The 13,878-nt window shown below is 42.2% G+C and carries 10 protein-coding genes; 6 read left to right on the forward strand and 4 right to left on the reverse strand.

Annotation, left to right across the window (positions count from 1 at the left end):
- Positions 1–43 precede the first annotated feature (43 nt).
- Together CWB72_RS17435 and CWB72_RS17440 are read left to right on the forward strand one after the other, a co-directional pair.
- Positions 44–559, forward strand: coding sequence for a sigma-70 family RNA polymerase sigma factor (locus CWB72_RS17435; RefSeq protein WP_058030590.1), 516 nt, complete (start codon positions 44–46; stop codon positions 557–559).
- The gene (locus CWB72_RS17440; RefSeq protein ID WP_138634025.1) at positions 559–1,272 is read left to right on the forward strand and encodes a DUF3379 family protein; all 714 of its coding nucleotides are present in this window, start codon (positions 559–561) and stop codon (positions 1,270–1,272) included. Before CWB72_RS17435 ends, CWB72_RS17440 begins: the two co-directional genes overlap by 1 nt.
- Positions 1,273–1,335: 63 nt before the next feature.
- Here the strand turns inward: CWB72_RS17440 and CWB72_RS17445 are convergent, their stop codons facing one another.
- Complete coding sequence (locus tag CWB72_RS17445; RefSeq protein ID WP_138634028.1) at positions 1,336–2,868, reverse strand: M17 family metallopeptidase; 1,533 nt, start codon at positions 2,866–2,868, stop codon at positions 1,336–1,338.
- A 73-nt stretch (positions 2,869–2,941) separates the two neighbouring features.
- Entirely contained in the window at positions 2,942–4,633 is a 1,692-nt protein-coding gene (locus CWB72_RS17450; protein WP_138634031.1) for a carbon starvation CstA family protein, read from the reverse strand.
- A gap of 520 nt (positions 4,634–5,153) precedes the next feature.
- Here CWB72_RS17450 and CWB72_RS17455 point away from each other — a divergent pair.
- On the forward strand, positions 5,154–6,527 hold the full coding sequence (locus tag CWB72_RS17455; protein ID WP_138634034.1) for a dihydroorotase: 1,374 nt from the start codon (positions 5,154–5,156) through the stop codon (positions 6,525–6,527).
- Positions 6,528–7,304: 777 nt separating this feature from the next.
- Here the strand turns inward: CWB72_RS17455 and dinB are convergent.
- The gene (gene dinB, locus CWB72_RS17460) at positions 7,305–8,366 is read right to left on the reverse strand and encodes a DNA polymerase IV (RefSeq protein WP_138634037.1); all 1,062 of its coding nucleotides are present in this window, start codon (positions 8,364–8,366) and stop codon (positions 7,305–7,307) included.
- A 155-nt stretch (positions 8,367–8,521) separates the two neighbouring features.
- Between dinB and CWB72_RS17465 the strand changes: the two genes are divergently transcribed.
- Positions 8,522–9,574, forward strand: a complete 1,053-nt coding sequence (locus tag CWB72_RS17465) for an aldo/keto reductase (RefSeq protein WP_138634040.1) — start codon at positions 8,522–8,524, stop codon at positions 9,572–9,574.
- 287 nt (positions 9,575–9,861) lie between these two features.
- Entirely contained in the window at positions 9,862–10,368 is a 507-nt protein-coding gene (locus CWB72_RS17470) for an NUDIX hydrolase (RefSeq protein ID WP_138634043.1), read from the forward strand.
- Positions 10,369–10,436: 68 nt separating this feature from the next.
- On the opposite strand, the gene CWB72_RS17475 is transcribed toward CWB72_RS17470, so the two are convergent.
- Positions 10,437–13,355, reverse strand: coding sequence for a M14 family zinc carboxypeptidase (locus CWB72_RS17475; protein ID WP_138634046.1), 2,919 nt, complete (start codon positions 13,353–13,355; stop codon positions 10,437–10,439).
- A 324-nt stretch (positions 13,356–13,679) separates the two neighbouring features.
- Here CWB72_RS17475 and CWB72_RS17480 point away from each other — a divergent pair.
- A partial coding sequence (locus CWB72_RS17480) for a hypothetical protein (RefSeq protein WP_138634049.1) occupies positions 13,680–13,878 on the forward strand: 199 nt, incomplete at its 3' end.

A 13,878-nucleotide genomic window follows, 5' to 3' on the forward strand; every position in this document is an offset into this window, starting at 1 on the left:
GAAAAGTGTGTAAGAAAAACTTACTTACTAAGGTCTATTGGGTATGACCAAAAAACAACAGCGCTACGAAGAGTTGGTTAAGCAGTATCAGACGGAGCTTTATCGCTTTGCCTACTGGCTTAGCAAAGATCCGACCGTAGCAGAAGACTTAGTACAAGAGACGTTTTTGCGTGCGTGGCGAGCTTTAGATTCTTTACAAGATGAGAAAGCGGTAAAGCCTTGGTTATTAACCATAGTACGTCGCGAAAATGCGAGACGATTTGAACGTAAACAATTCGATTATGCCGATGTCGACAACGACACCATAGTCGATAACCAAAGCACCACATTAGATTCAGAGATGGAACAAACGGTGATCCAAAGACAAATAAGTCAGCTCTCGATTGAATATAGAGAGCCGTTACTTTTGCAAGTTGTCATGGGGTGCTCTGGTGATGAAATAGCTGAGATTTTAGAGCTGAACAAAAACACTGTAATGACGCGTCTTTATCGCGCACGCAACCAATTGAAAGAGGCATTAATGTCTCAACCACAAACCATGACGGGGGCCACAAACTGATGGATGAATTAGAATTTCGTCGTCGCGCATTTGCCGATCCCAACGATCCAGAAGTCATTGCGTTTGCACAGCAGAACCCTGAACATCAAAAGCTGCTAGATGAGCTAATGATGTTAGACGACAAAATAAACCTAGCACTTGATATACCCGTGCCACCAGATCTCACTGAAAAGCTGATGACGCAAACCAAAGAGGCGCCTGCAAGTAATGTGACGCAAGGCTGGTTTGGCCGTTTTAACAAGCCTTTTGCGACCGCAGCATCAATCACATTGGCGGTCAGCTTATACTTCTTGAGTGTGGGTGGCTCGAATGACCTTCAGGCTGGTGAACATGCATTGGCGCATGTTTATTATGAAGTAAAAGCGCTAGAGCGCGACAAAGAGGTTGGCCTACAAGCGGTCAACGAGAAGCTTGCCATGTTAGGAGGGAAATTTGAGTCTTTACCTGGCAAAGTAACCTATGCGACTTTTTGTCATTTTAAAGGGCAGCGCAGTTTACACCTAATCTTTCAATCCGATCACGGCCCTGTCACTGTGTTTGTTGTACCGCACTCAGGTGACGTTCAAGACAAGCAATTGGGTGAATTTAACGATGCCCGCTTTGCTGGTGTGATCTCAAGTGAAGATAAAGCCAATATGATCTTGGTGGCTGACAGAAATTCACCGGTCAATGACTATCAAGAAGACGTACAACAAGCGCTCCGCTGGTTATAGGCCTCATACAAAGATAAAAAAAGGCGCATGATGCGCCTTTTTACTTTTATAAATCACATAGGTTTATAAGCAATATCTAGCAAATAAACTCGCGACTGTTGCCGCAGTTGGCTTGCCGTGCTGCCAATCACCACCTTCAACACCAGAACCTGCAATGTCCATGTGTACATAAGGTAGAGGCTGCTCTGAGTCTAAGCCGTGCTTGTCTAGGCCACCCACTAGCGCTAAGAACGCCATCGGGAATTGGTGACCACGTGCTGTAACCGCTGATGGTGCATTGTTACTTGAAAGTACATCATCAGCTAACGTACGTGGCTGAACGAAGTCGTAGTCTTCGCGACGGCTACGATTTACTTCTGCTGCATCTGCCCATAAGTCACCTAAGTCAGCAATCTGGCGAGATACATTCGCTGCGCGAGCTGGGCCATTCTCAACATACGCACTGTAAGGACCCACAGCGCGAGCAGCGTGACCAGTTAATGTTGCCACAGTAAATAGCTCAGGGTTTACTTCATTCTTCGCAAGGTCTTTCACTTCACTCAGTAGGTCGCCCATTGCCAGACGGCCTTCTGCATCTGTGTTACCGATACGAACGCGTAACCCTTCACGACATGTGATGATTTCATCTGGTACGAAACAATCAGAGCCAATTGAGTTACGAACAACCGCTAAATACGCAATCACTTTAACACCTTTAGGCTGGTAATCAGCTACTGCTTTCATGAAGCCTGCCACCGATGCTGCACCGCCTTTGTCACGGCTCATACCTGCCATGAAACCACCGACTTTAAGGTCTGCACCACCTGTGTCATACACTAAGCCTTTACCTACGAATAGTAAGGTTCTTTCAACGTCTCCTTCAGGCTCATAGGTCATTTTCACAACGCGAGGATGATGGCGCTCTACCGCATAAGACGCGCGCGCGACGGTCGCAAGCATTGGGTAGTCTTTGTTGATTGTGTCAATGCTATCGATCACTTCAACATCGACCACTGAGTCTTTTAACAGCTCAACACAGTAATCAGCAAATTTAGGTGGTGCCATACGCTCTGGCTCAGTACCACATAAATCTCTTGCCGCATACTGGCCTGCTGCAATGGCATTTAACTGCTTAACTTGCTCTTCGCTAGCACCCGCTAAAAATACCTGCTTAACCGGCTCAATGCTCTCACCGTGATATTCTCTTGCTTCAAGAGGCTGCCATAACGCTTGGCACATGCCTAAAAATGCAACTTCTAAAGCTTGCGTGTAACGCGCATCATCAGCAATAGACGCAAGCTGTAACACAGGCTGAGTAACACCTGCTGCTTTGGCTTCGGTGATAGCGCTTTTAGCAGCTTCGAAGATACGACGTACGTCATCATAGTCACGTGTTAATGGCCCAGTTGGTGCCACAATAAGACGTTTGCCCGGTAAGTTCTCTGCAAATAGTAATGATGCTTTTTGTTTAATACGCGCATCAATTGCCAGTGCAGGTGCAACAATTTCATTTAGTTCTGCTTGACCTAAATCTTCAACATTGCCGGTGATCACAATGACAGCATCTGCGTCAGTTGGAAGATTACCGTTAAAAGCAATCGCGAGAGGAAAAGACATAAAAAAGGCCCTTATTGTTATTCAATTAGGGCCAATTATCGGTTATTTACTTTGCTATTTCTAGCAATTGAGATTAATTCGCAGTTTCGCCTTCGCCGCTGGTTTTCTTCTGCTTGTGTTTACCTATCACTGACCAAGCTTCAAGCATCACCAAGACACTGACTACTAATACAATTAAGTCTAAGACCACCAACAACCAGTTGCCTTTCTCGTAGTATTCTACCAGCTTAATTAAGCCCGCGAAGAAAGCCATCAAGATCACAAAGACCATAGGAATGAGGGTATATTTAGCAGGTCGACCTAGCTTGATTAAGTACACAGACAGCACGAGTAGAGTCAGACTAGCTAAGATCTGGTTGGTCGAGCCAAATAGCGGCCATAACACCATACCACCCGTACCCGATGCACCGCCGGCACCGAATGCAAGCAGTAAACAACATGCTACCGCAACAAAGGTTGCGATTAAGCCATTCTTAAGCACGCTAATGTTATAAATATCGCCCCACTCTTGGATGATATATCGCTGCAAGCGCACGCCTGAATCCATGGTTGTACCGGCAAACAACACCACCATTACTGCCAGTAAGGTCGCTGCAATTTCAGCTGAAAAGCCCCAGCCTTCACTGATAAGATTTGAACCACCTGTAATAAAGGCGCTGACGCTTCCCGCCCCTAAATGGCTGTATATCTCGTGCCATTCTTCTGGTGACACGGCCAACATCACACCACTAACCGCAACTAACGTGATCAGTGCTAAACACCCTTCACCTACCGCACCTAAGTAACCAACAAAGCGGCCATCTGTTTCTTTATCAAGCTGTTTAGAACTCGTACCCGACGACACAATACCGTGGAAGCCAGATACCGCACCACAGGCGATGGTGACGAATAACAGCGGAATAATACTCGGCGTATCAATGGCGGTTTGTGTATTGAATGCAGGTGCGGTGATATCTGGCATCACCACAAATACCGCGCCATAAAGTAACACTAAACCCACTAACAACTGCATGCCATTAATAAAGTCACGTGGCTGTAATAACATCCAAACCGGTAACAGAGAGGCAACCGCCGCATAGACGAACAAAATGACTATCCAATTCGCTTTGTCGGTTAAGCCAAACATTTCAGTTGGTAATGACACCGGCATTTCTGCACCCATAAAAATCGTTGCGTAAAGCACAGCAACACCAATCACGCACAGTGGAATAAGCGGGATCTGACGTTTTAATAATTGACCGATAATGAGTGCGACTACAATGGCCGCCCAAGCAGGTACTACTGCACTCGGGTTTGCAACTAATGAGTTAGCGATAACCACACCAAAAACCGCATTCACCATAAGCAGTAACAAGAACACCACAATCATGAACAATACGCGTGTACGTTTACCTATCACGCTTTCAGATAGCGCCCCCATAGACTTACCTTTGTGACGCGTACTGGCCCACAGTGCGCCCATGTCATGCACACCAGCAAAGAAAATCGTACCAAATACGACCCAGAGTACGGCTGGCACCCAGCCCCAGTACACAGCTATGGCTGGCCCAACAATCGGTGCAGCCCCTGCTACTGACGTGAAATGATGCCCCCAAAGTACCAATTTATTAGTTGGCACATAATCAACCCCATCATTAAGCTCATGGGCTGGGGTAATAAAGTTATCGTCCATTTTAAAAATCTTCGTGGCGATAAACTTAGAATAGACAAACCAGCCAAATAGCATGCCGGCAATACCAAATAATACAATCAGAATAGACTGCATCAGATACTCCTTTTCTTAGTTATTATGAATACCAATCTTCAATAACACTTAATCATTTTTAGGGGTTAAAACTGACGCTAGCTACGTTAAAAATTTCTTATTTAGAACAACTAAATCGCAAAATTTTCGCCTTGCCTACATGGATGTAGGTACCTCAGCGAAAGCAGGACGCGTCAGCGGTGCTATCGACCAGTTTTTCTTGCCTAGAAATAGCTTACTTAATTAAGAAGACTGGTATTTTTGCGCTCCTTCACCTTAACATGAAATTTACAAATTCAAATTAAGATTTTAGTCACCCCATAAGTCCTAGGGTTATTGTATTTCAAACATAGAATTATTTACTCAAGGGAGTAACAACTTTTACGTCAGAGTGAAGTTGTTTATTAGCGCTTAAAAAACCTTATTCATTGAAGATAGATACAAATTAAAATGTTACGATATAACAAAACTACCAAACCAAAGTATACAGAGAGCTACTCGCTCTCTTATCAACGATTATTACCAAGAAAAGTGAAATATTATGGCGATTACTATCATCACAAATGCTGTGATTATTAATGAAGGACAAACATTCAACGGCAGCGTAGCTATTGAGCAAGACCGTTTTATTTACATTGGTGAAACCATGCCTGAATACACCGATGCACTCATTATTGATGCGAAAGGTAAGTACTTAATACCCGGTGTGATTGACGGTCAAGTTCACTTTAGAGATCCAGGTGTAACACACAAAGCCGATATGGAAAGCGAGTCAAAAGCCGCTGTAGCAGGTGGTGTTACTTCCTATATTGATATGCCAAACTCTCGTCCAAACGTATTAAACCATGAAGTTTGGCAAGCTAAAAACGCGTTAGCTGCAACTAAATCTCTGGCGAATTATGACTTTTATATGGGCCTGAATAACGATAATGTTGACTCGTTGCTAGACACTGATACAACAGGATACTCTTGTTTATCTGATGACGGCTTATATTTCGCAGGACCTGGAAACTTGCTTGCAGATAGTGAAGAAACCTTAGATAAGATTTTCTCAAAAAGTAAGAACATCATTGCTATCCATGCTGAAATCGAAGGTATTATTCACGAGAACGAACAAAAGTTTAAAGCTGAATATGGTGAAGATGTACCGGTAAAGTTTCACCCAATTATTCGCTCTGAAGAAGCGTGTGTTAAAGCAACCGAACGTGCAATTCGCTTAGCCAAAAAACACAATGCGCGTTTACACGTTTTACATTTAACCACGGCAAAAGAAGCGGCAATGTTCCGCAATGATATTCCACTTGAAGAAAAGCGCATTACAACTGAAGCCAGTGTGCATCATTTGTGGTTTAACGACAGCGACTACGAAGAAAAAGGTACCTTAATAAAGTGGAACCCAGCTATCAAAACCGAGCAAGACCGTTTAGGGCTCATTGATGCGATTAACGATGATCGCATTGACATTATTACCACAGATCATGCTCCACATACTCTTGAAGAAAAGCAAAACACTTACTTCAAAGCAATGTCGGGCGGCCCATTTGTACAACATTCATTGGTTGCCATGATTGAGCTTCACCAACAAGGTTATCTCACTCTTGAGAAGATAGTTGAAAAGATGTGCCATAACCCTGCACTACTTTATGGTTTTAAAGACCGAGGCTATATTCGCCCTGGTTATAAAGCCGATTTTACACTTGTAGATATGGACTCACCTTGGACTGTGTCTAAAGACAATATCTTATATAAATGTGGTTGGAGTCCAGTTGAAGGCCAAACTTTTAAAGCGCAAGTGAAACAAACTTATGTGAACGGCCATAAGGTATTTGATAACGGCGAATTTGATACCAGTAAAAAAGGAGAACAACTAGAACTCTTGCCATGGGAAGAGCGCATTTACGTAAAAAATGCTTAAGGTATTCGTTTTTTAAAAACCTAACTATTGCCGTCAAAGCTGATATTAGCCTTGGCGGTATTTTTTGCTTCACTCCACTCACCGGTTTAAACTAACTAAAGCCAAATCACGTTCAACCTAATATGAAATTTTACCTCGATATTCACTTATTCGGCGCACTTACCCTAACAGCAAATAAAGCGGAACCCAATAAAACAGAGTACAGAAAATGCTTTAACAGCGGCTATTCTCTCACTCTTGAAGACAATAATTTTACCCGCTTATTTTTAAATTTTGCTGACGGCTTTCATGCTTTTAATACCAATCCTCTTAATTAAGCGATCTATTTTTAGGCAAGGAAAACTGGTCGATAGCACCGCTGACGCGTCCTGCTTTCGCTGAGGTACCTACATCCATGTAGGCAAGGCTAAAATTTTTCTATTTAGTTGTTCTAAATAAGAAATTTTTAACGAAGCTAACGTCAGTTTTAGTCCCTAAAATTGATTGAGTATTATTGAGGATTGGTATAACTCATACACTTGTGGCATTTTTTTCCGCGAACACACATTCTATTTTGATGAAGGCACAAGAGTAGAAGACATAGAAGCGATTTTCGGAAAAGCGGTAGACGGCTATAAAGATAGCATTGAGATCAGCCGTACATTTATTGTTAGCAATCTAGAAATAGAGTTTAGTTGGTACCACGACAACGAGGGAACGGCACTAACCTACATGATGATTCAACACGACAAGGGTTTTTATCATGGTAGCTGACCTGCTGCTAGCTAGAACCTGCAGCTAACTAGAAAATAAGTGCATTTGGTTATGACCGGTTTCTTTAGCCGATAACCCCACCTGAATGCCAATCAATCGAACGGCTTTGTGACCTTGATTCCGTTCAAGTAAGTCCGTTAATAATTGGCAAAATAAAGCACTGTCTAACTTATCAAACTGGCACTCTTTACTGACCAGTTGGAAGTCGAAATATTTTACTTTAACTCCCAGTTTTATGATGTGTTGCTCGTCTAGATATTTGCTGGCTCGAATTTTAAGCTCGGGTAATAATTGTTTGATAATACGCATTTTCAACACGTCAATATCAGCGGTGTCTTTTTCAAAAGTGGTTTCAACCCCCACAGACTTACGCACTCTGTCAGTTTCAACGCGGCGCTCATCAATACCATGACAACGACGCCATAACATATCGCCTAGTTTGCCAAACTTTTGTTTTAATAACGTTTCATCGGCATTTTTGATATCGCGACCAAACTCAAAGCCATGGGCAAGCAACTTTTGCATTGTCACTTTACCTACGCCGGGGATTTTTTTAAGTGGCAGGTCTTCAATAAATGCATCCACTTTATCTGGGGTGATCACAAATTGGCCGTTAGGTTTATTTTCATCGCTGGCAATTTTCGCCAAAAACTTAATCGGCGCCACCCCAGCTGAGGCAGTTAAGCCCGTTTCTCTATAAATCTCATCACGAATTTGTTGTGCAATTAAAGTTGCACTGCCTTTACATTGAGTGCAATCCGTCACGTCTAGGTAGGCTTCATCTAAAGACAAGGGTTCAATTAAATCGGTATAACGGGCAAAAATGGCTCTGATCTGATGCGAAATATCTTTATAAAGCGACATTCTCCCCGGTACGATACGCAAATGCGGGCATAGCTTTTTGGCCTGATAATTAGACATAGCAGCACGCACCCCATATTCACGAGCAATATAATTTGATGTCGCCAAAACACCACGATTGCTATTGCCGCCAATCGCCATTGGCACTTTCGCCAACTCAGGATTGTCCCTCATTTCGACTGCGGCATAAAAGCAGTCCATGTCTATGTGGATAAATTTACGCATATATGAAAGACTGTATATAAACACAGTTATTATGGCGCAACTTCTGCTTTTATTGCAACTGTTACTACGCTTTAAGATCAACTACACTACCTAAATAATAAAAATCAAATATCGGCTTTTTAATTCACAATTAGCAGTTAACTCAAGGAGCGCACATGCAATTTAGTCGTTTAGGCAGCAGTCAAATAGATGTTTCTCGTATTTGTCTTGGTAGTATGACATGGGGCTTACAAAACAATCAGCATGATGCCGATGAACAAATCAATTATGCCCTCAGTCAGGGAATCAATTTTATTGATACCGCTGAGATGTACGCGGTTCCGCCTTCACCAGAAACCTATGGTAAAACTGAGGCCATTATTGGTAACTGGCTTGCGCGTCATAAAGAGAAGCGTGATCAAGTGGTGATTGCAACTAAAATTGCTGGCCCGGGTTTAAGTTGGGTTAGAAATGGTGGGCCTATTACCCCGGATGCCATTTATAAAGCAATTGATGATTCACTTTCTAGATTAAATACTGATTACATCGACCTATACCAACTGCATTGGCCAAACCGTCAATCACCGCATTTTGCTCAGCATAAACCCAATGGCCACAACTTTATAGATGTCGACACGCAAGCTGAAACCGCCAGTATGGAAGCCATTCTTGAAGCGCTAACAAAAAGTATAAAAGCTGGAAAAATCCGTCATTGGGGTTTATCTGACGATACAACATGGGGCATAAACACCTATTTACGCCTTGCGGAGCAGCATAGCTTAGTAAAACCCATCTCAATTCAAAACGAATTCAGTTTATTGCATGCCAAAGACTGGCCATATTTAATTGAAAACTGTTGGCATGAAGACATTGCTTATCTACCTTGGTCGCCGCTAGCAGCAGGTATGCTAACAGGTAAATACCTTAATGGCGCTCGCCCTGAGGGCAGCCGTTGGTCACTGGTTCAGCGTCAAGGCTTATTCAGAGATACAGAACAAGCAGGCCTTGCCACTGCCGAATACGTGGCTTTAGCGAAAAAACTAAATATGACGCCCGCGCAATTAGCCCTTGCATGGTGTGACCAAGTAAAAGGCGTGACATCAACCATTATTGGCGCAACTAATATGAGCCAATTAAAAGAGAACATTACCGCCTTTGATATGCCACTTTCAAAAGAAGCATTAAATGACGTGGCAGACATATTCAGTCGCTACCCTGCGCCTTTCTAATTTTTAACCTGAATTTAGATTATTATAAGGGCTCTTAGTGAGCCCTTTTATTATTGTCTCAAAAGCTGTAATCACACATTCTAATCGTTATACCAATCCTCTTAATTAAGTTATCTCTTTTGAGCCAAGTAGAACTTGTCGGTAGCGAGGCGAAAATTTTGCTATTTAGTTGTTCTAATGAGAAATTTTCAATGAAACTAACGTCAGTTTTAATCCCTAAAAATGATTAAGTATTATTGAGGATTGGTATTATACTGACAGCCGAGATTTTAGAGGTCAGTTTTTCAATGCAGTTACTCAACATACCACCCGCTAAACCTAATGGTTCAATATTCACCCGTCATACCGCACGCGCCATTGTTTTAAACGGCAACAACATTCTATTACTCTTCACAGCGCGTTATGACGATTACACCTTGCCTGGTGGTGGTGTTGACGAAAACGAAACCATTGAAGCTGCATTGCTGCGAGAACTTCAAGAAGAAACCGGCGTTAAAAGTATTACCCAATGCAATGCATTTGGCCGCTTTGAAGAGGTTCGTGCTTGGTACAAAGACGATTTTGATTATGTGCATATCGTGTCAGATTGTTATGTGTGCGAGATCTGCGGAGAGTTTGATAAACCGCAAATGGAACACTACGAAGTGGCGAATGGCATGCGCCCTGTTTGGGTAAATATTGATGATGCCATTGCTCATAACAAACAAACTTTGGCACAAAGCGAAAAAAAAGGCTTATCAATTCAAAGAGAGATTTTTTTATTAGAAGAAATAAAGAAGCGTTTAATTAATTAGACAACTTTATTGTTAGAAAAAAATAAAGGCTGAAAAAGCACAGCTTTATCAGCCTTCAAATACTTAGCTTATAAATTAGTTACAGGTTGGCGTGCACCAAGGCCAGGGCCATACACCAACGCATTTAGCAGTAAGCGATTTGTAGCTAATGTCGACCCTCTAAATACTGGTTGACCAGCAAATAAAATGACTTGCCCATTGCCTTTACGCTCTTGTGTTAAATAAGCAGAGTTAGCGATACGTTTGCTCGCTTCTGGCCAAAGCAAACCGCTCATACGCAACTTTAACTCTTGTTTGTCAGGCAAGCTTGACCAACCTACTTTGCGATCTAACTCTTTATCTTTTGCTTGCTTTACTATTTTACCCCATTCGCTTTTGCTCATTTCTTGATAAGCTCCAAGTCTTACAGCAGATCGAACGCCCTCCTTTGCCATCAAAACAGGATTTCGAGAGATTAAAACAGGGATTACTTCTGGTGAACCAAAAGTAAGCCAATGTTTCTGGTCTGTTCGCGCAGCAACAATTGCGCCTGAAGGTCTAAATTTAGCTAACCAGTTATATTGCTTTTTAAGCTCTTTTTCACCTTTTTGTTGTGCTCCGCTCTTCCAAGGATAATTAATATCTGTCGCAGCATCATGCGACCAAATGTTCTCAATTTCAGCGTAACTGTTTTGCTGAGCAAGCCACTCTCTTTGCAAGGAAATATCGTACTGCTCAACCTCTTTTAAAGTATCTTGGATCTGTCTTACTCGACTTAAACCTGCATCTTTACTGGTAAATGGCACGGCAGAGCCGTCGATTGCCACTAACGTACCACCTGCCTCTACCCAAGTTTTAATCGTCGATAATTCTCCTTTACTCAACTGGCTATATCTAGTTGTAGGTATCACTAAAGTGTTGTAACGCCTCAAGTCAGTGTAACTAAGTCGGTTGCTGTCTAAATGAGAATGTCTGATCCCTAAGTTGCTATCAATTGAATGCCAAATCGTACCGAAGTCGAGTGAGTTAATGCCGTTACCACTTAAAATAGCAATTCTAGGTTGGGTTAATACCCTAAAATGCGCGCCGCCAATGTCTGGCAAGTCTCTATTACCTAAACCAGAACGAATGGCTTGCGCTGTGACTTTAACTTCAGTTGCGGTCTGCTCCACAACCTGATCTAGATCACCATCAAAGAATTCATTGTCATAACGCGACACAACAATTGAACCACGGCTTAATGTCACTCCATCTAACACTGTACTTTTGTCAATTACTCTCGTAGTAACACCGCGCTCCATTAGACGTGCAGCAAAGCCAACAGATGCATCATTATTACCATCTACAACATAGGCAATGGAGCCCGATTTTTTGATGATAAATGGCTCTTCATCAGATGGCTCAAATATACGAATATGCTCAGTGACATGTTGTGGTATTGTCAAAGCCTCAAGGCCGTGCATCATGGTGATATTCCAAGCTGTGGCATCGTACATAAGGCTTGAGCCATCACGTAGCACCCTTTGACGCTCTTCAACTAATACGTCATTGCTAATCTTAGCGTCAAACTCGAGCATAGTAGAAATGAGTCGCCCTTGTGGCTGTCGGTTACGAATAATTAAAGTGCCTTCAGGCAGCTCTGAAGAAATAATGTCGCCAAGCTGAGTCTTGGCTTTTTTAACTTTTATTGCTTTGGTTGTTTGATGAATTTCAAAACCTTGTAGCTGCATCAAGTCAATAAACTTCGCTAAACGCTGTTTATTTTTCGTAGGTAAAATTGCGAAGCTCTGATCTGCATACGGGCTGTTATCAGAGATTAATTGTCGCTTATCTTTAACAAAATCTCGATATATTGCTTTTGAGTGTTTCGCTAGAGTCTTTAAATTTTCGATGCTACTCACATATTGTTTATCTACCGATTCTGCATAGCTCACAATTCTGCCATTATGCTGCATGACACCATCTTCTTTAATGCGGGCTTGCTCATACAGAATATGAATCGTGCCTCTAAAAGCGGCATAACTTGAGTAACCTGGATACAAGTTTTCTAACCACTCACCGGTATAATAAGGCCATTTTTGATCATCAAATGCTTGGGCCTGATCGTCTTCAAATATTTCCCCCCATTTTAGAGAAAACTCAGATAAATTTTTATTAACTGGCTGTCGAGCCAAACCAAATAGATAAGAGTCCATCGGCCCCATTTCATGAGCGTCTATCATCAGCTGTGGGTTCCATTCATTAATAGACTGAACAATACCTCGAGTCTCCGGGTGAACGCCTAAAGTAAAGTCACGGTTTAAATCAAAGAAGTAATGATTGCTGCGTCCAGTTGCCCATGCATCTGTGTGTAATTTTGACTGAGTATCAACATTCGGAGAAGTTCCTCTTCGTTGCTGGATCTCTTTCGTAAAACGAGCGCGACCATCAGGGTTCATAAGCGGATCTACGATAACCACAGTATCCGAAAGTAATGACTTAATATCTTGATCTTTTGAGGCAATAAGCTTGTAAATTGTTGCTAGGGCAGCGTCACTGCCAGACCCTTCATTGCCATGAATAGAATATGCCATCCATGCAACCGCTGGTAAGCGATCAATAATGCGCTGCTCTTCTTGCTTTGATAAGTTAATGGGGTTTGCTAACTTACCTAAGTCAGCTTTAATGCTGTCCACTTTCGCTAGATTATCAGGAGAAGAAATAACTAGGTAATGTAAGGGTCTTCCCTCATGTGAGCGTGCATATTCTACTAGCTGAATTTTATCACTGGCTTTTTGCCACACTTTGAGTGCTTCGGTGATTTGCTCAGGCGTTGCAGCTCTTTGACCAACAGGAAACCCTAGTATACTTTCAGGCTTAGGTATATTGGCGTCTAACACGCCAGTGACAAGTGACTTTTTGTAATTCAACCCCTGCAGCTCAGTCGGTGCAAGGTTCATATTTGCAGAAGCGTGCGAACTGATCACTAAAGTACTCGCTATAGCTACTGAAAGCAGTTTATTGCGCATTGTTGAAACCTTTTTTGTTATTTTACTTTGAATGGCAAATAAAGATTTACCATTACTAAAGTGTTACATTATCACACACAAAAACACCGCTCAATTACTGTGCGATAAACGGCCGTCTCCTAAATATACGAAGCTTTTCAAGCGATTGACAGACTCAGCACCCTGATTATTCCCATTATGAATACATGTAAATAATAACCTGTCGCTAATCATCGAATTGTAAACTTAGCCTGAATAGCCCATTTTTATCATTGTCTCTCAATAATGAACTTTTTGACCTGTTCCGACTCAAATCAGGCTGTTATGAACAATCGGAGTAAGTTCTTGCTAAAGGGATTACCAAAAGCACTCGCCATATCAATGTTATTTCATATATTGATTGTGTACTTTCTTCACAAGCAATTTGTATTGCCTATCCCTCCAAAGCCACAACCTACGATGAAAACTTACCTAGTGATTGAAGAGCCTAAAACCAAGGTAGAGCCTGAAGCTAAGGTAGAACCCGAACAAGCCGAACAAGCCG

Source organism: Pseudoalteromonas phenolica, from assembly GCF_005886345.1.
In the GTDB taxonomy this organism is placed as follows: Bacteria; Pseudomonadota; Gammaproteobacteria; order Enterobacterales; family Alteromonadaceae; genus Pseudoalteromonas; species Pseudoalteromonas phenolica_A.